Consider the following 24,003-nt stretch of genomic DNA (forward strand, 5'->3'; position numbering starts at 1 on the left):
ACCTTAAACTTCTTTTGTAAGCTCAAAAACCGTAATCTCTGGTCTTACATTTAAGCGTACTTGGCGAAGACATCCTATGGCACTGTTTATATAAAGCGTTTTTCCTTCTCCCAATTTTTTAATACCTGCATCGTAATTTTTATTTTTTACAGGAAGTAATGGAGCGGGTAAAAATGGTGGTTTTACTTGCCCACCGTGGGTATGACCAGATAATATCCACCCCTTAAAATTGTTCCAAACAGGTAAATCGCATACATCAGGATTGTGACATAAAGTGATATTCGCCATTTCAGGTCTATATTTAGCGGTAGCTTTCAAGGGATAGAAATTACTTCCCCAAAAATCATCCATTCCCAAAAAATTGAGTCCGTCTATTTCAATAGCATCATTTCTCAACATGGTGACGCCTACTGCCCTTAAACTTTCAGTGATGGTCTTTGCCACAGGCTCTTCGACAAAGTCGATACCATAATCATGATTACCTAGAATACCTATAGTACCTAAAGTACCCTTTACCACATATTGTAGCACCTCATTCAACTGATCGATCTGTTCATTATTTTCATAGGTTACATAATCTCCAGTATAGACTACAAAATCAGGATTCAATTTTTGTGCTTCCTGAAACGAATCTACGATATATTGATAATCGAACGAATTACCGATATGTATATCACTAATCTGCATCAGTGTTTTACCTACAAGGGCATCAGGTAAGTTTTTTAATGGCATTTTTAAATGAACATATTTCAGCCAAAAAGGCTCTATTTGCCAACTATATAAACCGACCAACAACCCTAATCCCGCTCCCCATCGAAAAGTGTTCTTTATAAATCCCCTTCTTTTCATGACACCTAGAACAATTTTAATTTCTGTAGTCTTTAGGCATGATCCTGACAGGAAATTTTTCTTCATATGCTTTACCAATTCTAAGCAATTTGGCTTCAGTGAATTGTTTGCCTATAAAAGTTAGACTAATTGGTTCTCCAGATGCTTTATAACCCATAGGCACTGTAAGCGCCGGATATTTTGCAACAGCGGCATAACCTGCATGATAATTATTAATAGAAAGTATTGCATCTAACCTATTCTTATCCATAGCTGAATTAAAAAACGTTCGTCCATTTTTTTCTAAATTCAGTTTTATTTCCTCTAATTCTGAGCTAGTTGTGGTATCTGAAACTATGCCATTAAATAGTGCTTGACCATAAGGGATTCTTACTAAAGAATCATTATTATTGAATGCTACTGCATCTTCAATAGATTTTATCTTCACTAAGTTAGGATCCGTATAATTCCTTAAATAAGAGGGTAAATCATTTCGCATGTCAATATTTAGTATACTTAAGAATCCGTCCATACTTACTTCCGGAGGTACAATTTCTATAATTGTAGCACCTTCATTTTTTAATTTATCTATAGTTTTTCTATAGATACTATCAGATTCCATTAGCTCTTTAATGGCTCCTAACCTAATTTCATTTAGAGGTTCAGGATTGAGACCCGCGGATAAAATGCCCGGATAGTTATCTTCCACAGATGCGCTATCCACCTCATCAAAACCCAACATAGCCGAAAATAAAATAGCATTGTCCTTTACATTTTTGGTCATAGGACCGGGAGTGTCCAAAGTACTGGATATAGGAACTATTCCTGACCTACTTAATAAACCTATGGTTGGTTTTAAGCCCACAACAGAATTTTGACTACTAGGTGACAATATAGACCCTGATGTCTCTGTACCAACGGCCGCAACTGCATAGTTTGCCGCAACTGCAGTTCCACTACCAGAACTGGAACCGCCTGTTTCAAATATTCTACGACCATAGGGGTTCAAAGTTTGACCACCATATGCGCTATACCCTACTGGGCAACCTGAACATAAAAAATAAGCCCATTCGCTTAAATTTACCTTACCCAAAATTAAAGCACCATTCTTTTTAAGTTGCCGTACTATAAATGAATCTTCCGTTTTATTGTCCATAAGAGCAATTGAACCGGCCGTCGTTTTCATTCCTACGGTATTAATATTATCCTTTAACAATATGGGCATGCCATAGATTGGATGTTGTATTTGGGTGGCAACTCCCTTTTCATTTTGCTCGTCCAACTCGCGAGCCTGCTGAACCACATCTTCATTAAGAGCAATTACGGTATTCAACGTTGTGGTATTATCCAATTCATATTTATAAATACGGTATAAATAAAACAGGACCAAGTTCTCATAAGTTAATCTCCCTTCTTTGATATGATTTCGAATTACAAAAATATCTTGCTCCAAAATCATAGGTAGCAGTAGTTTGTATTCTTCTTCCGTCAGGTTAGAAACCTCTTTATATAGCGGTCTGAACAATTCATTTTTATCAAGCACTTTAGATTGAATCAATTTGTACCGCATACGAGTATTACCATGATCGGCATTACCAGCTACTTCTAATGAATCGTCATAGGGAGTCCAAAGAACAATTTCATGCCTTTCTTTTGTATCCTGTTCAGTTTTACAGGCACCTAAAAAAATGATAACCATTAACAAAAGGAGTTTTTTCATATTCTTATTTTTTAATTATGCTAAGCGCTTTCCAATATGCAATATTATCTTGATTGAGGCGAACAAATTCATCTTTCCCCTCCTTCTCCGCCAATTTCATAGAAATTTTTGCTGCAGTGATTGCTTCATCAAACATTTTTAGATCAGCCAATATTAATGAGCGTACTCTATGAAAATAATAAGTATCGCCACCTAATTCAATAGCCCTTTCAACATACTCTTTTGCCTCATTAGTATGTATATTTTGCTCCTGATAATATCTAGCAATTTCATAATACGTTTGAGCACTAGGAGCATTTGAAAGTTTATCCGCTATTTGCACTTTCATGATAGCCTTGGTATCAAAATGAATGGGTATAGATATTTGTGTTGTTCCCCAATTCCAATTCATCAATGTTCCGTTGTGATTGATACCATCGAATGAAATCAGAAAACTTTCTTGAAAATCTTTCACTTCGGTTGGCACTAAAGCAATACGTAGTACATCTTCATTGGGGTCGTAATTCTTTCTACCATCTCCCCAATGCGATAGATTTTTATGGAATACGATTTCCCATTTGTTCTCATTTGGAAATGCATAAAGGGCATAAGTACCCTTTTCCAAAGAATTATCACCGATTATTACGTTGGTACTAAACGTAATTTTGGTTGACTCATTTGCCCCTACCCGCCAAATACGCCCATAAGGCACTAAGCCTGGTGCTCCATTAGGTTGATTACCAAATAATGTACGACCCTTGGCAGATGGCCGCGAATACTCTACGGTAATTTTTGAGAGCCCTACTTCTTGCTCAATCCTGGCGAAGGGACTAGCTTTTGGGTGGTTCATTTGCCCCCAGCTCAGATAACATAATAAAAGAGGAAAAATGAACCAGCCGTATCTCAATTTTAAATCTTAAAGAATGAATCTACAAATTCGTACTTATTAAATGCCTGTAAATCTTCAATACCTTCACCCACTCCAATATATTTTACAGGAATCTTAAATTGATCAGAAATTCCGATGACCACCCCACCTTTTGCAGTACCATCTAATTTAGTAATGGCCAATGCCGTTACTTCTGTGGCCTTCGTAAACTGCTTAGCCTGTTCAAATGCATTTTGACCTGTAGAACCATCAAGGACCAACAAGACTTCATGCGGTGTATCTTCTACAACTTTTTGCATAACGCGTTTTACCTTGGTCAACTCGTTCATTAAATTTACCTTGTTATGTAAACGCCCAGCGGTATCGATAATAACTACATCTGCATCTTGAGTAACTGCAGAACTAAGTGTATCAAAAGCTACGGATGCAGGGTCACTGCCCATTTGTTGTTTTACTATAGGAACATCTACACGATCTGCCCAAACTTGCAATTGATCAATAGCTGCTGCCCTAAACGTATCTGCCGCACCTAATACAACTTTTAATCCTTGGTTTTTAAATCTATGCGCTAATTTACCAATGGTGGTTGTTTTACCAACCCCATTGACACCTACCACCATAATTACATATGGCTTTTTATCTTTGGGAATTTGTATATCAGAAATGTCACCGTCATTGGTTTCGGACAAAAGTGCTGCAATCTCACTTCTTAAAATTGAATTCAGCTCGTCTGTACCCACATATTTATCACGTGCTACCCTAGCTTCAATTCTTTCAATAATCTTTAAAGTTGTGTCTACCCCTACATCTGAAGACACCAATACTTCTTCAAGATTATCCAATACATCATCATCTACTTTTGACTTACCGGCAACCGCTTTACCTAATTTAGAAAAAAAGCTGGTTTTCGTTTTTTCCAAACCTTTATCCAAGGTTTCTTTTTTCTGGGAAGAAAATATTTTTTTAAATAAGCTCATTGTTCATCATATGGTTATTCAAATATAAAAATTAAAAAGCCCCTTTCGTAGGAAAGGGGCTCAATAACTACTAAAAGTTATAATTCTTATTTCTTGGCGATCCAAGCATCTACCAATTCTGGTGGCATTACTTGCTCAACAAAAACGTAAGCACCTGATTTTGGTGACTTAACCATTTTTATAGCCTTTGTCAATCTTTTAGAACTTGTCTGTAAACTTGCTACGGTCTTCTTAGCCATGACTTATAATTTTTTGTGATTTCCTAAAATGAAAATCTATTTAATTTCTTTATGAACTGTCATTCTCTTAAGAATAGGATTGAATTTTTTAATTTCCAATCTCTCAGGAGTATTTTTCTTGTTCTTTGTAGTAATATATCTTGAAGTACCTGGTTGACCAGATTCTTTGTGCTCAGTGCACTCTAATATAACTTGTATTCTATTGCCTTTCTTTGCCATCTTAACGCTCTATTTTCCAGATTACTTAATTACGAATCCTTTTGCTTTTGCTTCTTTTAAAACAGCAGATATTCCTTTCTTATTGATACTCTTTAAAGCTCTTGTAGAAACTTTAAGTGTAATCCAACGGTCTTCTTCTGGAATGTAAAAACGCTTCTTAGATAGATTTACATCAAATCTTCTTCTCGTCTTATTAATTGAAAACGAAACATTGTTTCCAAACATCGCCTTCTTTCCCGTAATTTCACAAACTTTTGACATCGTGCTGACTTTTTCTTTTAAACAGGGTGCAAATTTATATCTTTTTTATCGTTCCAACAACAATAAAGTTCACATTTTTAAAATTTCTTTTTGAAGCAGCTCAAATGCCTTATTTACAGACTTTTCCACAACCCGTTCTCTTGTACTTCCCATTTGAAATTTTTGCACAATTTGTGACGTAGGACCATCAATTGCAATAAATACTGTTCCAACATCTGCTTTTGAGTCTCCTTTTGTAGGTCCTGCATTGCCTGTTGTTGCAATTGCAAAATCAGTTTTCATCAATTTTTTGGCACCTTTTGCCATGGCAACGGCAACCTCTGCACTTACCACAGAATAGTCTTCTACTAATTTGACCGGTACTTTTAGCACATTAATTTTAGTCTCGGTAGCATAACTGACCACGCTCCCCTTAAAATACTTGGACGCCCCAGGTATTGAAATTATTTTCTCTGCGATTTTTCCTCCTGTAAAACTTTCGGCAGTAGATAAGCTTAAACTTTTATCGGTCAACATTTTAGCTACCAACTCTTCTATACTTTGATCATCTTCCAAACCAAAGACAATATCTTTTATTAAAGGATAAAGTTTGCCTATCTCTGCATCCATAGCAGTTGCCAGTTCACTATAATTTACACCTTTACCGGATAGCCTTAACCTAACCTTGCCCAAATTTGGAAGATATGCCAATTTTATATTCTTGGGCAATGCATCTTCCCAAGCTTCTATTTTTTTAGCAATAGCACTTTCTCCCATACCATAGGTAACCACTGTTCTATGAATAATGTAAGGTCTTTTGTAATATGCTGTCAATTTAGGAATTACCGACTTGGTCATCAAATGCTTCATCTCAAACGGTACACCTGGCATAGATATAAATGTAACATTCCCCTGTCTGATCAACATTCCTGGAGCTGTGCCATTTGCATTATGCAATACCTCTGCCTTACTAGGCACTAAAGCTTGCATTCTATTAATATCGGAAATGGGGGTATTGCTGATGTATTTTGCAAAAAGCTCCTCTACATGAGCTAGAACCTGCGCATTCTCTACAAGTTCATCATTAAAAAACTCACACAAAGTGTGTTTAGTAATGTCATCTTTGGTGGGTCCCAGACCACCGGTAATAATTACAACATCAACGCGCTCAGATGCTTCTTTAAAAGCATTCAACATATGAACCCGTTCATCTTGTATAGATGTTATCTGATAAACCGAAATACCAATTTTATTGAGTTCTTTTCCTATGAAAGCGGAATTGGTATCTACAACTTGACCAATGAGAATCTCATCGCCAATGGTAATAATTTCAGCAAGCATTATAACTGAAAGTCATTTTTTAGTTCTGCCACTACTTGATTAATATCTGTCTTAAGCAATGGAAATTTTGTCTCGATCTCAGCCATATTCGCCTCTTGTTTACCAAGGGTCTCAATTTCTAAGGCTATGGCACGTGTTTGCTCCATACCCAACAAATCTACGTTAGGTTTAATTTTATGGGCCAATTTATATACTTGATCATGGTCTTTAGCTTGCAAGGCATTCTCTAAAGCCTCTAAATCTTCGGGCACTTCTTCCAAAAAAACAGAAATAACAGAATTTATAAAATCCTGATCTCCTTCTGCCATCTCATTAATCTTATCAAGGTTATAAATCATTATTTAATTTTTAAGGTAAAAAGTTCTTTATCTTCCAAACTCCCCGAAAGATAGTCATTTGGACTTATTTTGCCAACACCGGCCGGAGTTCCTGTAAAAATAATATCTCCTTTTTTCAACATAAAGAATGTTGACACGTAAGCTATAATCTCATCAATCTTCCAAAGCATTAAACTGGTATTGCCTTTTTGCACCACCTCATTGTTCTTTACCAACGTAAAATTTAAGTCGTTGATATTTTCAAAATCGGTTTTTGGTAACCACTCCCCTATTACCGCTGCACCATCAAAACCTTTGGCTTTCTCCCATGGCAAGCCTTTTTCCTTTAGTTTAGATTGTAAATCTCTTGCCGTAAAATCTATACCTAAACCAATTTCATCGTAATAGGTGGGTGCAAATTCTTTACTAATATGTTTTCCTACTTTCTTGATCTTCACCAAAACCTCAACTTCATAATGTACATCATTTGAAAATTCCGGAATATAAAAATCTTGTTGTTTTGGCAACACCGATGAATCTGGCTTTATGAAAACAACAGGCTCTTCTGGTCTTTCATTTTCCAACTCATTGATATGGGCCGTATAATTTCTACCGATACAAATAATCTTCATTTCAATCTATCTTTTCTTCGACAATTTTAAACTTACCGCAGGTATTAAATTCTCATTATTACCTGGTGCCTTAATTGCAAAATCACTCCACTCTCCCATACCATAAACCATGGTCTTAAAATTTTGGTTTTTCTGATATACTGCAGCAAAGGTAGGTGCAAATCTATCTTCAACAACTTTTTTGTTGGTGATAGCATGTTTATAGGTATTTGTATACCAATTATAAGGCAAGAACAACCATTCTAACCCAATATAAACACCCTCATCTGGCATTTTGATGTTCATACTAGATAAATCTATAGATACAAAATCCTCAGTTTTAGAACTCTCCAGAATTATACTTTTACGTATTAAATCATGGTTTGGTTTCTGCGTTTTCTTATCCACATCATACACCCTAAGCCTAAATTTAGATGATGCTCTTTTGAATTTACTATTCTGCTGTACGTGAATGGTTATTTTCTCAATAAATTTTTTAGAAGCTCCTATATTTGGAAAATACAATGCCAATACCCAAGGAGTCTCTGCCGATGAAAATCCACTTTTTATACTATATGAACTCACCGGGTTCAATACCTGAGAATCTCCCAAGCTTTGCGACACAACCACTTCCTCAAGCTCAAAAGTTTCTTCCTTCAGATGAATCTTCTTTTTTTGAGAAATAATTTTAGCCAGTATTATGGTGTCCTTAAAACCAAGTGCCGAAATATGCACCTCACGCTCCAAGTAAGATTCCGGTACGTCTATATAAAAGTAGCCGTCTTCATCACTTGAAGTTCCTTTAAGTGTTTTTAAAAAACTAACATTGGCATAAGGTACGGGTGTTTTTGTCTTCTCATCTAAAACATGCCCTTCAACCAAAACCTCTTGAGCATGAACAGTACCAAAAATCAATAAAAAAATTATTAATAGAGTACGCATGATCAACTCAACTTGTTGTTTAATTTGCTCAATTTAATCTGAGTAAGTATTTTTTTGGTGTACAATGGAAAATCGGCATTTAACATCCATCCAAAATAACCAGGTTCATTTTCCAATACCGCATGTACTTTTTTCCCTTTGTGTTTACCAAAAGCAAATACCTCTTCGCCATCTTCATCCAATGCAATAAAACCTGCGAAATCAACCGATTGTTTTCTTCTAGAAAATTCCGATAGCTTTTTGACATTATTTTCCAAATCCGGATACCTGTCCAATTGGGAAAGCAAAACTTCGTAAGTGGCATTGGTATCGGCTGCCGCACTATGCGCATCGGTAAGTTCTTTGTCACAATAGAATTTATATGCAGCTTCCAAAGTACGCTTTTCCATTTTATGAAAAATGGTCTGCACATCTACAGATACCGTGTTTTTCATATCAAAATCAATATCTGCCCGCAACAATTCTTCCGCTAACAAGGGAATATCAAACCTATCCGAATTAAAACCTCCCAAATCACTATCCTTGATCATTTTATAAATTTCCTTAGATAGTTCTTTAAAGGTTGGCTCATTGGCAACCTTCTCATTTGTTATTCCATGAACGGCAATTACCTCTTCAGGTATTGTCATCTCAGGATTTACAAGCCAAGTTTTACTCTCCTTATTTCCGTTAGGGTATACTTTTAATATTGCAATCTCAACAATACGATCTTTTGCTACATTTACCCCTGTTGTTTCCAAATCAAAGAAACAAATTGGTCTGGTAAGCTTTAATTCCATACAAGTTCTACTTTTAACAAAGATACCTTTTCGTTTTTTAGGCACATAAATTTAGTATTGATTAATTTAATTTATAGACATAACACCTAAACAATCAGCATTATAACAAAAAACACCTTGCTATACCATATAGCAAGGTGTTATTAACTAGTAATTAATTATTTCTATACTTCTCTATTCAAATCCCAATTTTCAAGATAATCTGCTACCGCCTTGGCGAACATACTACCTAAAGCCCCATTGACCACTCTATGGTCATAACTATGGGATAAGTACATTTTACTACGCACCGCTATTACATCTCCTTCCGCCGTTTCTATTACCGAAGGAATTTTTCTTATAGCACCCAATGCCAATATACCTACTTGTGGCTGATTAATAATGGGAGTTCCAAAAACACTACCAAACGTACCAACATTGGTAACCGTATAGGTACCACCTTGCACCTCGTCTGGTTTTAAGGCATTGTTTCTAGATCGGTCTGCCAAATCATTTACAACTTTAGCTATACCTAATAAATTTAATTGATCTGCATTTTTAATTACAGGTACGATCAAATTGCCATCCGGTAAAGCAGCGGCCATACCTATATTAATATTTTTCTTTTTTATTACGCTATCGCCATCAACAGAAATATTCATCATAGGATATTTCTTCAAAGCCTTGGCCACAGCTTCCATAAAAATAGGTGTATAGGTAAACTTCTCGCCTTCCCTTTTAAAGAATGCGTCCTTTATTTTATTTCTCCAAGTAACAATATTAGTTACATCTACCTCTATAAAACTTTGAACATGTGCAGATGTGGAAACACTTTCAGCCATATGTTTGGCAATCAATTTCCCCATTCTTGACATTGGTACAACCTCATCTCCTCGAGAAACCTGTGTTTTAGGTTTTTCAGAAGTTGGGGCTTGCGTAGATGCTGTAGCGGGGGCTACCTTCTCCGGAACTGGTGGCGCCGTTACTTTTTCTTCTACCGGTGTAGATACCTTTTCTGGTGCTGCCACTTTTTGTGATACCGCAACCCTTTCTTGAACAGCTGCCCTTTCTGGTGTAGAAATTCTTTCTACAGGCTTACTTTCTCCCTTTTTAACGTAGTTTAAAATATCGTCCTTGGTTACCCTGCCGTCCTTTCCGGTTCCTGCAATCGTCTCCAACTCATCAAAAGAAATACCTTCTTGTCTTGCTATATTCTTTACCAATGGAGAATAAAAGCGATCTGAAGTTCCGTTCAATTGCGCTACAGATGTTTGGGCCCTGGCATGCATAACGGCAGATTCTGCTGCAGATACCATTTCTTGTAACACAGGCTCTTCCGTTTCAACTTCTTTATCCTTTTGCTCAGGTTCTGCTATTTCAACATCGCCACCTACCTGTATTATTGCTACCGTTTGCCCAACTTCAACAACATCATCAACATTGAAACATTTTTCAATTAAAACACCATCTACCTCACTAGGCACTTCACTATCCACTTTATCCGTGGCAATTTCGAAAATGGGCTCGTCCATTTCAATCGTATCACCTACCTCCTTCAACCATGATGTCAATGTTGCTTCTGCAACACTCTCTCCCATTCGTGGTAGTTTCAATTCAAATTTTGACATATCGATAATTTAAAGCTTGTTTTGTTTGTAATTTTTACAAAAATAATAAAATAAATACCTTTTTATTGATACTTAACTAAAAATCAAGAGTTAATCTTGCCGAAGCGACCCTTCAAAGGGCACTCTGTTCAAAATACTTCTCCCTAAGGTAACCTCATCTGCATATTCCAACTCATCACCAACGGCTATACCTCTTGCTATTGTAGAGGTTTTTATTTCAAAACCTTCAATTTGTCTAAAAATATAAAAATTGGTGGTATCGCCCTCCATTGTAGAACTCAACGCAAAAATCAACTCCTTTATTACGCCATTCTTCACTTTGTCTACCAGGGTCCCTATTTTCAAATTTTGTGGCCCAATACCTTCCATTGGCGAAATCTTACCTCCTAGAACATGGTACTTGCCTCTAAATTGACCGGTATTTTCTATAGCCATTACATCCCTAATATCCTCTACCACACACACCAACGCGTCATCTCTTTTCGGGTTGGCACAAATTTCACACAACACCGTATCAGAAATATTATGGCAATTTTCACAAAATTGAATTTTACATCTTAAATCCAATAATGAGGTAGCCAAATTGCTTGTACGCTGTTCTGGTTGCTTTAAAAGATGAAGCACCAGCCGTAAAGCTGTACGCTTACCTATACCTGGTAACTGCGAGACTTCATAAACCGCATTTTCCAATAATTTAGAAGAGAATTCCATAGTTAAATATGGGTATAAATTTACGATTAAACTTATTAAGGGTATCGTATAGTTTTCTTAAAATTTAACATAAAACCGTATCATCGCTACCTATGGGCACCATTTCAAGTCTACAAAGACCCACTTCTTTTACAGTTTATCACACCATATAAATGGTCATTTAACTTTTCGTAATTTGCCGGCAAATTTCAATTTATGAATGCCTCTCATATTCTATTGCTCATTTCCAGTTATTTCGTTTTACTGCTGGTCATATCTTATTTTACCGGCAAAAACGATTCTAACGAAGATTTTTTTAAAGCCGGTAAACAATCTCCATGGTACTTGGTTGCTTTTGGTATGGTAGGAGCGTCATTATCTGGGGTTACCTTTATTTCTGTTCCAGGTTGGGTAGATGCTTCTCAGTTTAGTTATATGCAGGTTGTACTCGGGTACTTTTTAGGCTATCTGGTTACCGCATTTATATTACTACCAATTTATTATAAACAGAATGTAACTTCCATTTACGAATATCTAGATAATAGATTTGGTTTTGTGAGCTATAAGGTTGGCGCCATTTCTTTCTTTATTTCTAGAGTACTTGGTGCGGCTTTCCGACTATTTTTGGTTGCTATAGTTTTACAACAATTTGTTTTTGATGCATGGAACGTTCCTTTTGAGATTACCGTAATTTTATCTATTCTACTCATCTGGATCTATACTTTTAAAGGGGGAATTAAAACAATTGTCTGGACAGATACCTTACAAACCCTATTCATGTTGATTTCTGTGGGACTCTCCATATATTTTATTCTTGATAAAATGGACTGGACCTTTCTTGAGTTTTTAAATTCTCAAGAATTAGGGCAATACAGCAAAACTTTCTTTACCGATGACCTTTCATCTAAAAATCATTTAGTTAAATCTTTTCTTGGTGGTATGTTCATTACGATATGTATGACAGGACTTGATCAAGATATGATGCAAAAGAACCTTACTTGTAGAAATTTGGGGGAAGCACAAAAAAACATGGTAAGTTTCAGTGTTGTGCTTGTAGTCGTCACTTTTGTATTTATGCTTTTGGGTGCTTTATTATTCATCTATGCCGATGCTCATAAAATAGCCTTACCACTTATGGATGGCGCACCAAAGTCCGACCTATTGTTCCCCGAGATTGCACTGAACAGTGGTCTTGGCATAACAGTAGCCGTAACCTTTATGCTCGGTTTAATTGCAGCTGCATATAGTAGTGCAGATAGCGCACTTACCTCTTTGACCACTTCTTTTTGTGTAGATTTTCTTAATACCGAAAAAAAACCGGAATCGGTAGCTAAAAAAACACGTAGAATTACCCATATTGGCATGAGCATACTTCTAATCATCGTGGTAATTTCCTTTAAATATATTTTAGATAGAAATGTTATTGATGGCTTACTAACTGTAGCATCATATACCTATGGACCTCTGCTAGGCTTGTTTTCTTTTGGAATTTTCACAAAGCACCAAGTGAAAGACAAATATGTATGGATCGTGGCACTTGTTTGTGTCTCTATTATTTTACTTTTGGCCAAGTTACCGGCATCATATTTAAGCGGATACGTATTTGGCTACGAACTTTTGCCGTTAAATGGACTACTTACCTTTGTAGGATTATGGTTTATTCGTAAGAAAAATACATCTCCGGATATAGGTGACATCGCCTAATATTGCCCGGTACTTAACAGTACTAAAGTACAGGCAACTTCAGGTTCTATATTATTATTTCTCAATATGTTATAAAACTCTGTGTTTTCTGTACCAGGATTAAAAATAACCCGTTTAGGCGCTAACGATACAATGCTATTATAATATTCTTCTTGTCTTTTTGGGTTTATATATAGGGTTATTGTATGAATATCATTAATTTTGTCTAACTTATTACTGATATTGACTCCTGAAACCTTACCTTCCCTTAAACCAAAGGCAAAGGTTTCCACCCCCGAATCTACCAGTCTATGTATTGCTAAATTGCTATATCGATTTGGTTTTAAGGAGGCTCCGAAAACTAGGGTCTTTTTCATAATAAAAAAATGTTAAAAATGCACTTAATAAGTAACTAATTAGGCAATATTTCGTCTATTAGTAGAGTTAAATACTCTTACGAGTACAAAGATTTTGTTGGTAACGCTATATGTTTATAGTTAATGGTTAGTGTTTAGTATAGCCTATCAGCATTTGAAGCCCGGCTTCCAATTCATTTTGGAATGTCCGGGTTTCTTCTTTTATACCTTATCTCAAAAGAATTTATTTTTATCGCAACGTGATAATATAGTACATGACCGTTCGTAACAATTAGACATTATATACGTCTATTATTATGTATAGTGATATTTAATATAGAAGATTGGTTGGTTTTTTCTTATTGAGTAAAACTATATAGCACCCATGGCAAAACCATGGGTGCTTTATTTTTTACCATCTTATGATTACACTACCCCAGGTAAATCCACTGCCGAATGCAGCCAAGACAACAAGATCACCACTTTTTATCTTACCAGCTTCCCATGCCTCTGTAAGGGCAATTGGAATTGATGCCGCTGTGGTGTTACCGTATTTCATGATGTTATTGAACACTTGATCATCTGTTAACTGAAATTTCTTTTGAATAAACTGAGATATTCTCAAATTTGCCTGGTGCGGTACCAACAAATCAATATCGGTAGCATTTAATTTATTCTTCTCTAAACCTTCCACTATAACCTCACTGAAACGAACCACTGCGTTTTTAAATACAAACTGCCCGTTCATGTAGGGAAAGTAAGATTCATCATTAGGATCGCTATCTTCCATAATATCGGTTACCCATCTATTACCCATACCCGGAGCGATCAATGAAAGTTCTTCCGCATGTTGACCTTCTGAATGCAAATGTGTAGATAATATACCTTTTGTAGTATCTTCTTCTCTTGTAAGTACAGCCGCTCCTGCTCCATCTCCAAAAATTACGGAAACACTTCTACCCCGCGTTGTCATATCTAAACCATGGGAGTGCAGCTCTGAACCTATAACAAGTACGTTTTTGTACATGCCCGTTTTTATATACTGGTCTGCTATGGAAACCGCATATACAAACCCAGAGCATTGGTTACGAACATCTAATGCCCCAACGGTCTTGATTCCTAAATCTCTTTGTACCAAAACTCCCGGTCCAGGAAAATAATAATCAGGACTTAAAGTGGCAAACACTATAAAATCTATATCATCCTTATCAATACCAGCTCTTTCAATAGCTATTTTGGCCGCCTTAACACCCATTGTAGTTGTAGTATCGCCATCACCCTTAACTACATGTCTTCTTTCCTTTATACCGGTTCTTTCTTGGATCCAAGCATCATTTGTATCCATCACCTTAGACAAATCGTCATTTGTCACTACATTTTCAGGTACATAATGACCTAAGCCAATTATTTTAGAATTATACATAGTAATTTTTTAATCCTGATCGTTCAGGTTGAATTAGTGTTGCAATATAAACAACTATTAAGAAATCACATTAAAAATATAACCAACACTTGTTATGACTGTTACCTACTCAAAGGTACTTTCTGTAGTTATCCACCTTAATATTCGCCTTTAGATCATGAAGTAAATTATACAGACCAAAAAAAGTTCTGTTCATATACAAAAAGTGTTTGGACCCTCTATTACCATTCATCTTTCTTATTTGCTTATCCGATGAAAACTGCTCGCCCAAATCTGCAATCTTAGCCCAAAAGACCTCATCACCAAAATCAAAATCTTTTTTATGAAAGGGTGATGTAAACAAACTTAAGAGTTGGTGGAATATAGATTTGAAAAACGTTATTTCTTGTTGAGTATCCGTAGGCATCAAAATTTCAAGTTGATACAATTTTTCAGTAAATATTTTATCGTCGGAAATATTTTTTGGATCAGCCAATTCAAAATAAGGAACATAAAAAGCATCTGGCACCTCTTTTATGCATCCGAAGTCTATAGCAATAAGTTCATTGTCTTCACTGACCAAAAAATTGCCCGGGTGCGGGTCTGCATGCACTTTTCGTAAAGCATGGATCTGATACATATAAAAATCCCAAAGAGCCTGCCCCAACTTGTCACCTTTCTCTGGTTCAAAATTGGTCTTGGTAAACTCGCTCAAATGCTTACCGCTCATCCAATCCATAGTGATAATACGCTCACTAGATAAATCAGTATAGTAATTTGGAAAATTTATATTGGAAATTACCCTGCAAGCTTCAGTTATTTCCTTGCTTTGAGCAACTTCTAAAATATAATCTGTTTCTTCTACAAGTTTATGTTCAACTTCCTTAAAATATTTATCCGAATCCTTACCCTGTAAATTAAACATACGAATGGCAATAGGCTTAACGATAGCTAGGTCGCTACTTATACTTTGTGCAACACCTGGATATTGAATTTTTACCGCCAAGGTCTTACCGTCTTTTGTAGCTTTATGGACCTGACCAATACTTGCTGCATTTATAGAATCTTTTTCAAAAGAGTCAAAAACCTCTTCAGGAAACTTACCTAAATATTTTTTAAAGGTTTTTCTAACCAGAGGAGCAGATAAAGGGGGAACTGAAAATTGTGATAATGAAAACTTCTCAACATAGGCATTGGGCAATAAATTCTTTTCCATGCTCAGCATTTGAGCTACCTTTAGGGCACTACCTTTTAAAGATTTTAACCCATCATAGATATCTGCCGCATTGTCTTCGTTCAACTCATCTTTGGTAGTTTCTGGATTGATGATTTTTTTACCAAAATATTTAGCATAGTTACCACCTATTTTAGCGCCTGTCTTTACCAGTTTACTTGCTCTTTCTATCTTCCCGGTAGGTATTTTATCAAGTGTTTTCATAACCTTTAGATTACATTAGGCAAATTTTTCTTTATAAAGAAATTTTCCAAAATCTAGGATATTCTCTAATGGTGTATTATCGAAAACATCAAAAATTGTATTAACAGATTTCTCAACGGCAACATCAGTTTTTTCAAAAGCTGCAGAATCATCCGACTTCCAAAAATTCATTAAAAATAAGGTCTGCAACCAAGCCCCTTCTGAAAACAAGTGTGGATTATGCTTTGTTATCTTACTAGTCTTTTGCTCATTTCCTTCCGTAATAAGGCGTTTGGCGTAATCTTTTACATTTTTTCTAAGATCCTTTAATTGGGCTAGATTTTTCAAAGGACTCTCTGCACGTTCCATGATGTACAATACATAACTTCTATTCAAGGTCAAAACCTCAAAAAAAGTGTAGAAGAACGTAAGCATTTTATCTCTATTGTCATATGATTGATAATCTGCATTTTTTTCTATGACATTGATTGTATTTTCAAAAAAGGAATTCCAAACTCCCTTCTTCAAAGCCTCAATAGAACCGAAATACAAATAAAAATCCGCTTCTTCAATTGCATTGACCTTACAGAACTTATAGACCGTTTTTGGCAAATGTTCATGCTCCAAAACATAATCCATAAACTTGGCTATTATAACTTCTTTAGTAACCTTTTTAGCTTTAGCGCACATATCTTTTTATTTAAAAATGGCAGAAAAAATGAACAGTAGAAAATAGTTCATGCTGGTTTTTGTAATAAGAACGTGCCACCTAGCAGTAACACGTTCTTAACAACCTAACCAATAAATAATCAACGTGTGATTGTGTTTGAAAAACTTTTTCATAGCAATTATTCCCAATCACAGAACAAATATACATTATGTTTAACTTTTTTACTTAAAAATTAAACAAAAATATTTGTTAAACTTTTACGACCCTTCAACTGTCAGTTTGTCACTCTTACCTATTATGGTATTTTTTTTGTCCTTACCCGTGAAGCAAACATTTAACAATGGTCACGATGAATGTGGCATAAAACATATAAAAAATGGCAACAGGTAAAATTAATGTGTCGGTAGACAACATTTTTCCACTGATCAAGAAATTCTTGTACAGTGATCATGAAATTTTTCTAAGAGAACTCGTTTCTAACGCAACAGATGCAACTTTAAAATTAAAGCATTTGACCTCTATTGGAGAAGCCAAAGTAGAGTATGGTAACCCCATCATCGAAATTAAGGCGGACAAAGAAGGTAAAAAACTTCATATCATTGACCAAGGTCTTGGTATGACAGAAGATGAGGTTAAAAAATACATTAACGAAGTAGCATTTTCAGGCGCAGAGGAGTTTTTGAATAAGTATGAAGATACTGCAAAAGATTCTGGAATTATTGGTCATTTTGGTCTAGGATTCTATTCCGCATTTATGGTAGCACATAAAGTAGAGATCATTACAAAAAGTTACAAAGACGAACCTGCGGTACATTGGTCATGTGACGGTTCTCCAGAGTTTGTAATGGAACCGGCAGAAAAAGAAACCCGTGGAACAGAAATAATTCTTCATATCGCAGAAGACTCAACCGAGTTTCTTGAAGACAGCAAGATCAGCGGTTTGTTAAGCAAGTACAACAAGTTTATGCCTATTCCAATTAAATTTGGAATGAAAACGGAAACTTTACCGAAACCGGAAGATGCAAAAGAAGATGACCCAGCTCCTACCCAAGAAGTAGATAATATCATTAACAACCCTAACCCAGCTTGGACAAAACAACCGGCTGATTTAGAAGCAAAAGATTACCAAGAATTCTACAGAGAATTGTACCCAATGCAATTTGAGGAGCCATTATTCAACATTCATTTAAATGTTGACTATCCTTTTAACTTAACGGGTATTCTGTATTTCCCTAAATTAACAAATGATCTTAATGTACAGAAAGACAAAATTCAGTTATACCAAAATCAAGTTTTCGTAACAGATAACGTTGAAGGTATTGTTCCTGAATTCTTGACTATGTTACGTGGAGTAATAGACTCTCCAGATATTCCGTTAAACGTTTCTCGTTCTTATTTACAGGCAGATGGTGCCGTTAAGAAAATATCTTCTTACATCACCAGAAAAGTTGCCGATAAACTAAACTCTTTGTTCAAAAACAACAGAGAAGATTTTGAAGCTAAATGGAACGATATCAAAATCGTTATTGAATACGGAATGTTGTCTGAAGATAAGTTCTTTGACAAAGCAGATAAATTTGCACTTTACCCAACCGTAGACGGTTCATACTTTACATATGATGAGCTATTGGAAAAAATTAAAGATGCACAGACAGATAAAGATGGTAAAACCATAATTCTGTATGCTTCCGATAAAGAAGCGCAACACAGCTATATTGAAACAGCAAAAGCTAAAGGTTATGAAGTATTGCTATTAGATTCACCAATTATTGGTCACCTAATGCAAAAACTTGAAGGTTCTAAAGAGAACATATCATTTGCTCGTGTAGATGCAGACCATATAGATAAGTTGATCCAAAAAGAGGAAACTCAAATCTCTAAACTTTCAGATGAAGAAAAAGAGACTTTGAAAAAAGAATTGGAAGAAGCTATTACAGATAAAAGCTTTACCGTTCAATTGGAAGCAATGGATAGTGACGCTTCTCCGTTCACCATTACAGAACCTGAGTTTATGCGCCGTATGAAAGAAATGCAGCAGACCGGCGGTGGCGGTGGTATGTTCGGTATGGGAGCTATGCCAGATATGTATAACCTTATCGTCAATACCAATCACCCATTGGTCAGCGAGTTTTTAAATACAAAAACAGCCAAGAAAAAAGAGCGATTGATCAATCAATCACTTGACTTGGCAAAGTTGTCCAAAGGCTTACTTAAAGGGAAGGCATTAACAGAGTTTATTAAACGTAGTTATGAGATGGTGAAGTAAGTTCCTTTTCCTATAATTTTCATAAGAGCCACTACAAAAAATGTAGTGGCTTTTTTATTTTTAAACTCAATACTAGATCGAACTACCATTTTAAGAATTCCTCAATAATTACAAGGAAAATTACCGTTTTTAAATTCACACAACCTGTTTTCAACCAATTTAATAACAGTTTGGTCAACTTTAAGTAAACCTATTACCATATTTATTGGTGCTTTTTTTATCTTCACCGCATGAAGGTGATTTCTACAAATTTAGGAGACCCGGTTACTTTTGAATGGAACGGTGCCACTGAGCAAACCGGCATCTTTAAATACCCAACATCTACATCGTTATTTTTAACTGAAAATGATGTTAAGAACGATACCGTTATTGACCGTGTACATCATGGCGGTTCCAATAAAGCGTGCTACCTTTTTTCTGCCGATTACTATGATTATTGGAAAAGCCGCTACCCGGATTTGAAATGGGACTGGGGCATGTTCGGTGAAAACCTAACCGTAGACGGCTTAGATGAATCTAAAGTACGTATTGGAGATATTTACAAAATTGGCGAGGCTATTGTACAAATTACCCAACCACGTGAACCTTGTTATAAACTAGGAGTTAGATTTGGATCACAAAAAATACTCAAAGAATTTATTGACCATAACCACCCGGGCACTTACGTTAAAATCTTAAAGGAAGGTAGCGTAACAAAAGGTGATGAGATAATTTTAGTTGAGCAATCTAAAAACACTTTAACCATTCAGCAATTTTATGAACTAATGTTCTCAAAAGTTAAATCAAGAGATTTACTTGAACTGTTCATGAACAACGAATCTGTACCACAGTACAAGAAAGATAGGTTCAAAAAGTACTTATCTTAATTTTTAATACCCATCTTAATGAAAAACATAATAATTGCATTTGCCTTAATAACTGGGCTTTATACCCAAGCCCAACTAAAAACTAATGGAGAGGTTTCTACAAATCCTACCGTTCATAATGTTGGCTTCATAACTTTATTGGCTCATTATTATGACGACGGATTAAAACTGAATCCGCTGAACGCCACTTTTCAAGGTGATAATAGATATAATGACACCCTACCTAATTTTCTTTCTGATTCGTTTAAGAAGGAATTGGTAAACTATTACCAAACGTATTTAGAAAGAGCTGAAAAATTTGAAGACGCAAAACTTTCTGAAAGTGAGCAAATGTCCAAAGCAATTCTTAAATGGGAGTGTAAGGTTAACTTAGAAGGTCTTGCTTTTGAAAATTATACGCCTATTGATCAGATGTGGTCAATGAATCTTATGATGGGGCAATTAGCAGGCGGTACAAGTGCACAGCCATTTAAAACAACCGACGACTACGTAAACTGGAGCAAGCGTTTAGAAGATTATGTGGTATGGCTTCAATCTGCAAAAACTAAAATGCAAGAGGGTATGAAGGCAAAAAATATTCTGCCAAAATCACTTATCAAAAAAGTTTTACCGCAGTTAGCCAGTGTTGCAGATGCCAAGTTAGAAAACAACTTATTTTATTCTCCAATTAAAAACTTTCCAGCTGATTTTACCGAATCAGATCAATTAAGGTTGACGGATACCTATACGAAAATCATTAACAACAAAATTATTCCTGCCTACAAAGAATTGCATGATTTTATGGCAACCGAATATCTAAATGCCGGCAGAGAAACCAGTGGTATACAAGGTATACCCAATGGAGATGCTTTTTATGCGTACCAAATTAAATTATACACTACCACTAATTTAACGGCAGATGAAATTCATGAAATTGGGTTAAAAGAGGTTGCCAGAATTAGTGCAGAAATGGAAAGCGTTAAAAAACAAGTTGGCTTTAAAGGGGATCTAAAAGCATTCTTTAATGAAGTTCGCACTAAAAAAGAGTTAATGCCATTTACAGACCCCCAACAGGTTATTGATAATTTTAACGACATTCATAAAAAAATGATGCCCAAGGTAAATGCCTTGTTCAGTAAACAACCGAAAACTCCGTTTGAGGTTAGACGTACAGAGGCTTTCAGAGAAGCATCGGCCAGTGCAGAATACAATCCTGGATCTTTAGATGGCACAAGACCAGGTATTTTCTATGTACCCATACCAGATGTTACTTCTTACAATACGTATTCTGACGAAGATCTGTTTTTACATGAAGCTATACCAGGTCACCACTTTCAAATTTCATTGACACAAGAAAATGAAAGTTTACCACAGTTTAGAAAGACCCTTTGGTATAGTGCCTATGGTGAAGGTTGGGCATTATATACAGAATCATTAGGTAAAGAATTAGGACTTTACACAGACCCTTACCAATATTTTGGGATGCTCGGTGCAGAAATGCATCGTGCAGTTCGTTTAGTGGTAGATACGGGTCTACATTCTAAAGGGTGGTCTAGGGAAAAAGCAATTCAATATTCTTTGGATAACGAGGCTGAATCAGAAGCTAGTATTACTGCAGAGATTGAAAGATATATGGCAAACCCTGGTCAAGCCTTGTCCTATAAAATAGGGCAGCTCAAAATTTTAGAACTTAGGGCAAAAGCTGAAGCCAACCTTGGTAAAGATTTCGACATCAAGGTTTTTCATGAAAAAGTTCTTGAAGTTGGCTGTGTTCCATTAGCACTTCTAGAAGAAAAAATAATGAACTGGATTTCAGCTAATACAAAAGCATAACTTTATTCACTTATGACATATCCTTGGCATTTATATGTAATGGGCGCAATTTATATTATTGCAGGTACCTTACATTTTATAAAACCCAAGGTATATCTGAGAATAATGCCCAGGTACCTTCCGTTTCATAAAGCTTTAGTCTTATTAAGTGGTATTGCTGAAATTATTTTAGGTGTAGGGTTGTTTTTCAAAGAAACAAAAGACCTTGCTATTTATGGTATAATAGCGATGTTAGCAGTATTTTTATTGGTTCACTTTTATATGTTGTCTAGTGAAAAGGCTAGTGCCGGTTTTCCTAAATGGGCACTTTTATTGCGACTACCAATACAATTTGCCCTTATGTACTGGGCATTTACGTACTTAAAAGTATAGAAAACAAAAAAGGGGACGCTCCCGTCCCCTTCTTAATCAACTTAAATCAACTTAATTAACAACAAACTCTTCAGTATATGTTTTACCAGCTGACTTCACTGTTACAGTGTAAGTACCTGGGAAAGCATCTGCGAAATTGAAAGCTTTTTCAACGATCATTTCGTCTGCTACTTCTTGTGTAAATACTGTTCTACTTTCTGTATCGTATATCTTTATAGATAATTTAGACTTGTCTAAGTTTAAATAGTTCATGAAGATCATGTTATCGGTCTTTCTAAAGAAAGGCTTGATATCTTCATCAGATTCTACGATTTTCACATCATTGTTATCTAAAACAATAGTATATGAATATTTTGTCATGTTATCATCGGCAGATAGGAAGTATACACCATCTGTCAAATCTTTTAAATTTAACTTCTTGCTAAAATGACCCTGTGCCATTTTCTCTGAATAAATTACATTTAAATCAGAATCCATTAACTTAACCTGTACACCGTTAGAAGATGCATCCATCGTTAAAACCACACTCTTGGCTTTTCCTGCAGATAATAGGTTTAACTTTGGCTCTCTTGCCATGCCTGCTACTGTAGCGAACATAAAGGCAACAACTGTTGTGAATTTTACTAGGTTTTTCATAATAAATTATTTTACGGGTTCATTATAATTTACACTACAAACATACAGCCGTTATAAAGCTCTTACTACATCATATTTTCCCAATTTATGTTCTATTTTAACCTACTTACATACTCGTTATTACCCCTATGTTAAGATTACACATATTTTAGTTAATTTTGCAAAGAACATCTAAAACTTGATGTTTAATTTTATAGTACAAACAAGTATTACCATGGTAAAACATAAACCTACATTTGAAGCCATAAAGCCCGATTTTGGTCATTCATTTACTTACCAAAAGTTTGATGAGAACAGAATTAACCGAAATAACCTGTGGCATTACCACCCAGAACTAGAACTGGTATATGTTAATGGTGGCTCAGGAAAGAGACAAATAGGTAGTCACGTATCTTATTATACAAATGGCGACCTTATATTAATAGGTAGTAATTTACCACATTGCGGGTTTACCGATGCACTTACCGGAAACACCAGTGAAACCGTTGTGCAAATGAAAACCGATTTTCTTGGAACAGATTTCTTTAAGATTCCTGAAATGAAGAAAATTGAAAAGCTTTTTAACAGCGCCAGTGGCGGAATTGCTTTCTCTGGAAAAACCAAAAGAAAGATTGGTGATAAAATGGAAGTGTTAGAATATCAAACAGATTTTCAGCGCTTACTTTCCATACTTAATATATTGAACGACCTCGGAAATTCTGACGATATGCGCTTGTTGAACGCAGAAGGATTCTCTTTTGCTACAGATGTAAAGGATAATGACAGGATAAATATCGTTTTTAATTTTGTCAAGAATAACTTTAGGGAAGAAATTACCTTAGAGCAAATTTCATCTATGGTTAGTATGACCATACCCTCTTTCTGTAGATACTTTAAAAAGATTACCAATAAGACCTTTGTACAATTTGTAAATGAATACCGTTTGGTACACGCTTCTAAACTTTTGGCGGAAAAACCATTAAGCATTACTGAAGTTTGTTTTGAATGTGGTTTCAACAACTTTTCTCATTTTAATAAATCGTTCAAGGCATTTACAGGGCAAAACCCCTCAGAATATAGAAATGAATTAAAGAATGTTTTGGTGTAAGTTTTATACCTTATATATAGTATCAAAATTTTACAGCTTCCGGATGGTGTTTTCATAC

At 35.5% G+C, this 24,003-nt stretch carries 25 protein-coding genes; 6 read left to right on the forward strand and 19 right to left on the reverse strand.

All coding sequences use genetic code 11. The features are described 5' to 3' along the window. Positions 1–3 precede the first annotated feature (3 nt). The 14 genes from YQ22_RS02975 to recR form a co-directional block, all read right to left on the reverse strand. Positions 4–849, reverse strand: a complete 846-nt coding sequence (locus tag YQ22_RS02975) for a metallophosphoesterase (RefSeq protein WP_071342484.1) — start codon at positions 847–849, stop codon at positions 4–6. A gap of 16 nt (positions 850–865) precedes the next feature. Continuing rightward, the gene (locus YQ22_RS02980; RefSeq protein ID WP_071340020.1) at positions 866–2,548 is read right to left on the reverse strand and encodes an amidase family protein; all 1,683 of its coding nucleotides are present in this window, start codon (positions 2,546–2,548) and stop codon (positions 866–868) included. Positions 2,549–2,552: 4 nt separating this feature from the next. Then, the gene (locus YQ22_RS02985; protein WP_071340021.1) at positions 2,553–3,377 is read right to left on the reverse strand and encodes a DUF2911 domain-containing protein; all 825 of its coding nucleotides are present in this window, start codon (positions 3,375–3,377) and stop codon (positions 2,553–2,555) included. Between the two features lie 59 nt (positions 3,378–3,436). Continuing rightward, positions 3,437–4,393: a signal recognition particle-docking protein FtsY gene (gene ftsY / locus YQ22_RS02990; protein ID WP_071340022.1), complete on the reverse strand. Its 957-nt coding sequence runs from the start codon at positions 4,391–4,393 to the stop codon at positions 3,437–3,439. Between the two features lie 86 nt (positions 4,394–4,479). Next, positions 4,480–4,632, reverse strand: coding sequence for a DUF4295 domain-containing protein (locus tag YQ22_RS02995; RefSeq protein WP_071340023.1), 153 nt, complete (start codon positions 4,630–4,632; stop codon positions 4,480–4,482). 36 nt (positions 4,633–4,668) lie between these two features. After that, positions 4,669–4,851 carry a 50S ribosomal protein L33 gene (gene rpmG, locus YQ22_RS03000; protein ID WP_058105695.1) on the reverse strand — a complete coding sequence of 61 codons (183 nt, stop codon included), beginning with the start codon at positions 4,849–4,851 and terminating at the stop codon, positions 4,669–4,671. 21 nt (positions 4,852–4,872) lie between these two features. Further along, a complete protein-coding gene (gene rpmB / locus YQ22_RS03005) occupies positions 4,873–5,112 on the reverse strand; it encodes a 50S ribosomal protein L28 (RefSeq protein ID WP_036155860.1) in 240 nt (79 codons plus the stop codon). A gap of 69 nt (positions 5,113–5,181) precedes the next feature. Further along, the gene (locus YQ22_RS03010; protein WP_071340024.1) at positions 5,182–6,432 is read right to left on the reverse strand and encodes a competence/damage-inducible protein A; all 1,251 of its coding nucleotides are present in this window, start codon (positions 6,430–6,432) and stop codon (positions 5,182–5,184) included. Continuing rightward, complete coding sequence (locus YQ22_RS03015) at positions 6,432–6,770, reverse strand: Hpt domain-containing protein (protein ID WP_058105693.1); 339 nt, start codon at positions 6,768–6,770, stop codon at positions 6,432–6,434. Before YQ22_RS03015 ends, YQ22_RS03010 begins: the two co-directional genes overlap by 1 nt. Further along, entirely contained in the window at positions 6,770–7,381 is a 612-nt protein-coding gene (locus tag YQ22_RS03020) for a fumarylacetoacetate hydrolase family protein (RefSeq protein ID WP_071340025.1), read from the reverse strand. The genes YQ22_RS03015 and YQ22_RS03020 overlap by 1 nt, the downstream gene beginning before the upstream one ends. Positions 7,382–7,387: 6 nt before the next feature. Next, the gene (locus YQ22_RS03025) at positions 7,388–8,302 is read right to left on the reverse strand and encodes a carboxypeptidase-like regulatory domain-containing protein (RefSeq protein WP_071340026.1); all 915 of its coding nucleotides are present in this window, start codon (positions 8,300–8,302) and stop codon (positions 7,388–7,390) included. Between the two features lie 2 nt (positions 8,303–8,304). Then, positions 8,305–9,081: a 3'-5' exonuclease gene (locus tag YQ22_RS03030; RefSeq protein WP_071340027.1), complete on the reverse strand. Its 777-nt coding sequence runs from the start codon at positions 9,079–9,081 to the stop codon at positions 8,305–8,307. A 164-nt stretch (positions 9,082–9,245) separates the two neighbouring features. After that, positions 9,246–10,688, reverse strand: a complete 1,443-nt coding sequence (locus tag YQ22_RS03035) for a 2-oxo acid dehydrogenase subunit E2 (RefSeq protein WP_071340028.1) — start codon at positions 10,686–10,688, stop codon at positions 9,246–9,248. 90 nt (positions 10,689–10,778) lie between these two features. Then, positions 10,779–11,399, reverse strand: coding sequence for a recombination mediator RecR (gene recR, locus YQ22_RS03040; protein WP_071340029.1), 621 nt, complete (start codon positions 11,397–11,399; stop codon positions 10,779–10,781). Positions 11,400–11,594: 195 nt separating this feature from the next. Between recR and YQ22_RS03045 the strand changes: the two genes are divergently transcribed. After that, positions 11,595–13,082 carry a sodium:solute symporter gene (locus tag YQ22_RS03045; RefSeq protein ID WP_071340030.1) on the forward strand — a complete coding sequence of 496 codons (1,488 nt, stop codon included), beginning with the start codon at positions 11,595–11,597 and terminating at the stop codon, positions 13,080–13,082. Here the strand turns inward: YQ22_RS03045 and YQ22_RS03050 are convergent. From YQ22_RS03050 to YQ22_RS03065, 4 genes are all read right to left on the reverse strand, one after another. Beyond that, a complete protein-coding gene (locus tag YQ22_RS03050) occupies positions 13,079–13,438 on the reverse strand; it encodes a CoA-binding protein (RefSeq protein WP_071340031.1) in 360 nt (119 codons plus the stop codon). The genes YQ22_RS03045 and YQ22_RS03050 overlap by 4 nt on opposite strands. A 391-nt stretch (positions 13,439–13,829) precedes the next feature. Beyond that, the gene (locus YQ22_RS03055; protein WP_071340032.1) at positions 13,830–14,840 is read right to left on the reverse strand and encodes a 3-oxoacyl-ACP synthase III family protein; all 1,011 of its coding nucleotides are present in this window, start codon (positions 14,838–14,840) and stop codon (positions 13,830–13,832) included. A gap of 109 nt (positions 14,841–14,949) precedes the next feature. Further along, positions 14,950–16,257 carry an ABC1 kinase family protein gene (locus YQ22_RS03060; protein ID WP_071340033.1) on the reverse strand — a complete coding sequence of 436 codons (1,308 nt, stop codon included), beginning with the start codon at positions 16,255–16,257 and terminating at the stop codon, positions 14,950–14,952. Positions 16,258–16,272: 15 nt separating this feature from the next. Next, positions 16,273–16,926 (reverse strand): TetR family transcriptional regulator C-terminal domain-containing protein, encoded by a 654-nt coding sequence (locus YQ22_RS03065; RefSeq protein ID WP_071340034.1) that lies wholly within the window; start codon positions 16,924–16,926, stop codon positions 16,273–16,275. Positions 16,927–17,282: 356 nt separating this feature from the next. Between YQ22_RS03065 and htpG the strand changes: the two genes are divergently transcribed. The 4 genes from htpG (at position 17,283) to YQ22_RS03085 (ending at position 22,222) form a co-directional block, all read left to right on the forward strand. After that, the gene (htpG, locus tag YQ22_RS03070) at positions 17,283–19,172 is read left to right on the forward strand and encodes a molecular chaperone HtpG (protein ID WP_058105795.1); all 1,890 of its coding nucleotides are present in this window, start codon (positions 17,283–17,285) and stop codon (positions 19,170–19,172) included. 230 nt (positions 19,173–19,402) lie between these two features. Beyond that, positions 19,403–20,038: an MOSC domain-containing protein gene (locus tag YQ22_RS03075; protein ID WP_071340035.1), complete on the forward strand. Its 636-nt coding sequence runs from the start codon at positions 19,403–19,405 to the stop codon at positions 20,036–20,038. Between the two features lie 18 nt (positions 20,039–20,056). After that, complete coding sequence (locus YQ22_RS03080; protein ID WP_071340036.1) at positions 20,057–21,850, forward strand: DUF885 domain-containing protein; 1,794 nt, start codon at positions 20,057–20,059, stop codon at positions 21,848–21,850. Between the two features lie 12 nt (positions 21,851–21,862). After that, on the forward strand, positions 21,863–22,222 hold the full coding sequence (locus YQ22_RS03085; RefSeq protein WP_071340037.1) for a DoxX family protein: 360 nt from the start codon (positions 21,863–21,865) through the stop codon (positions 22,220–22,222). 51 nt (positions 22,223–22,273) lie between these two features. Here the strand turns inward: YQ22_RS03085 and YQ22_RS03090 are convergent, their stop codons facing one another. Beyond that, entirely contained in the window at positions 22,274–22,858 is a 585-nt protein-coding gene (locus tag YQ22_RS03090; RefSeq protein ID WP_071340038.1) for a hypothetical protein, read from the reverse strand. 214 nt (positions 22,859–23,072) lie between these two features. Between YQ22_RS03090 and YQ22_RS03095 the strand changes: the two genes are divergently transcribed. Then, positions 23,073–23,945, forward strand: a complete 873-nt coding sequence (locus YQ22_RS03095; RefSeq protein ID WP_058105794.1) for an AraC family transcriptional regulator — start codon at positions 23,073–23,075, stop codon at positions 23,943–23,945. Positions 23,946–24,003 lie beyond the last annotated feature (58 nt).

Origin of the sequence: Maribacter sp. 1_2014MBL_MicDiv, from assembly GCF_001865655.1 — a bacterium.
Lineage (GTDB): Bacteria > Bacteroidota > Bacteroidia > Flavobacteriales > Flavobacteriaceae > Maribacter > Maribacter dokdonensis.

Excerpts from the sequence above, each read along its gene's own strand:
- YQ22_RS03060 (WP_071340033.1), bottom strand. The coding sequence starts at position 16,257 with ATGAAAACACTTGATAAAATACCTACCGGGAAGATAGAAAGAGCAAGT.
- YQ22_RS03010 (WP_071340024.1), bottom strand. The coding sequence starts at position 6,432 with ATGCTTGCTGAAATTATTACCATTGGCGATGAGATTCTCATTGGTCAA.
- YQ22_RS03050 (WP_071340031.1), bottom strand. The coding sequence starts at position 13,438 with ATGAAAAAGACCCTAGTTTTCGGAGCCTCCTTAAAACCAAATCGATAT.
- htpG (WP_058105795.1), top strand. The coding sequence starts at position 17,283 with ATGGCAACAGGTAAAATTAATGTGTCGGTAGACAACATTTTTCCACTG.
- YQ22_RS03025 (WP_071340026.1), bottom strand. The coding sequence starts at position 8,302 with ATGCGTACTCTATTAATAATTTTTTTATTGATTTTTGGTACTGTTCAT.
- recR (WP_071340029.1), bottom strand. The coding sequence starts at position 11,399 with ATGGAATTCTCTTCTAAATTATTGGAAAATGCGGTTTATGAAGTCTCG.
- rpmB (WP_036155860.1), bottom strand. The coding sequence starts at position 5,112 with ATGTCAAAAGTTTGTGAAATTACGGGAAAGAAGGCGATGTTTGGAAAC.
- YQ22_RS02975 (WP_071342484.1), bottom strand. The coding sequence starts at position 849 with ATGAAAAGAAGGGGATTTATAAAGAACACTTTTCGATGGGGAGCGGGA.
- YQ22_RS02980 (WP_071340020.1), bottom strand. The coding sequence starts at position 2,548 with ATGAAAAAACTCCTTTTGTTAATGGTTATCATTTTTTTAGGTGCCTGT.
- YQ22_RS03055 (WP_071340032.1), bottom strand. The coding sequence starts at position 14,840 with ATGTATAATTCTAAAATAATTGGCTTAGGTCATTATGTACCTGAAAAT.
- YQ22_RS03045 (WP_071340030.1), top strand. The coding sequence starts at position 11,595 with ATGAATGCCTCTCATATTCTATTGCTCATTTCCAGTTATTTCGTTTTA.
- YQ22_RS03095 (WP_058105794.1), top strand. The coding sequence starts at position 23,073 with ATGGTAAAACATAAACCTACATTTGAAGCCATAAAGCCCGATTTTGGT.
- YQ22_RS03090 (WP_071340038.1), bottom strand. The coding sequence starts at position 22,858 with ATGAAAAACCTAGTAAAATTCACAACAGTTGTTGCCTTTATGTTCGCT.
- YQ22_RS02995 (WP_071340023.1), bottom strand. The coding sequence starts at position 4,632 with ATGGCTAAGAAGACCGTAGCAAGTTTACAGACAAGTTCTAAAAGATTG.
- YQ22_RS03085 (WP_071340037.1), top strand. The coding sequence starts at position 21,863 with ATGACATATCCTTGGCATTTATATGTAATGGGCGCAATTTATATTATT.
- YQ22_RS03075 (WP_071340035.1), top strand. The coding sequence starts at position 19,403 with ATGAAGGTGATTTCTACAAATTTAGGAGACCCGGTTACTTTTGAATGG.
- YQ22_RS03030 (WP_071340027.1), bottom strand. The coding sequence starts at position 9,081 with ATGGAATTAAAGCTTACCAGACCAATTTGTTTCTTTGATTTGGAAACA.
- rpmG (WP_058105695.1), bottom strand. The coding sequence starts at position 4,851 with ATGGCAAAGAAAGGCAATAGAATACAAGTTATATTAGAGTGCACTGAG.
- ftsY (WP_071340022.1), bottom strand. The coding sequence starts at position 4,393 with ATGAGCTTATTTAAAAAAATATTTTCTTCCCAGAAAAAAGAAACCTTG.
- YQ22_RS02985 (WP_071340021.1), bottom strand. The coding sequence starts at position 3,377 with ATGAACCACCCAAAAGCTAGTCCCTTCGCCAGGATTGAGCAAGAAGTA.
- YQ22_RS03065 (WP_071340034.1), bottom strand. The coding sequence starts at position 16,926 with ATGTGCGCTAAAGCTAAAAAGGTTACTAAAGAAGTTATAATAGCCAAG.
- YQ22_RS03015 (WP_058105693.1), bottom strand. The coding sequence starts at position 6,770 with ATGATTTATAACCTTGATAAGATTAATGAGATGGCAGAAGGAGATCAG.
- YQ22_RS03020 (WP_071340025.1), bottom strand. The coding sequence starts at position 7,381 with ATGAAGATTATTTGTATCGGTAGAAATTATACGGCCCATATCAATGAG.
- YQ22_RS03080 (WP_071340036.1), top strand. The coding sequence starts at position 20,057 with ATGAAAAACATAATAATTGCATTTGCCTTAATAACTGGGCTTTATACC.
- YQ22_RS03035 (WP_071340028.1), bottom strand. The coding sequence starts at position 10,688 with ATGTCAAAATTTGAATTGAAACTACCACGAATGGGAGAGAGTGTTGCA.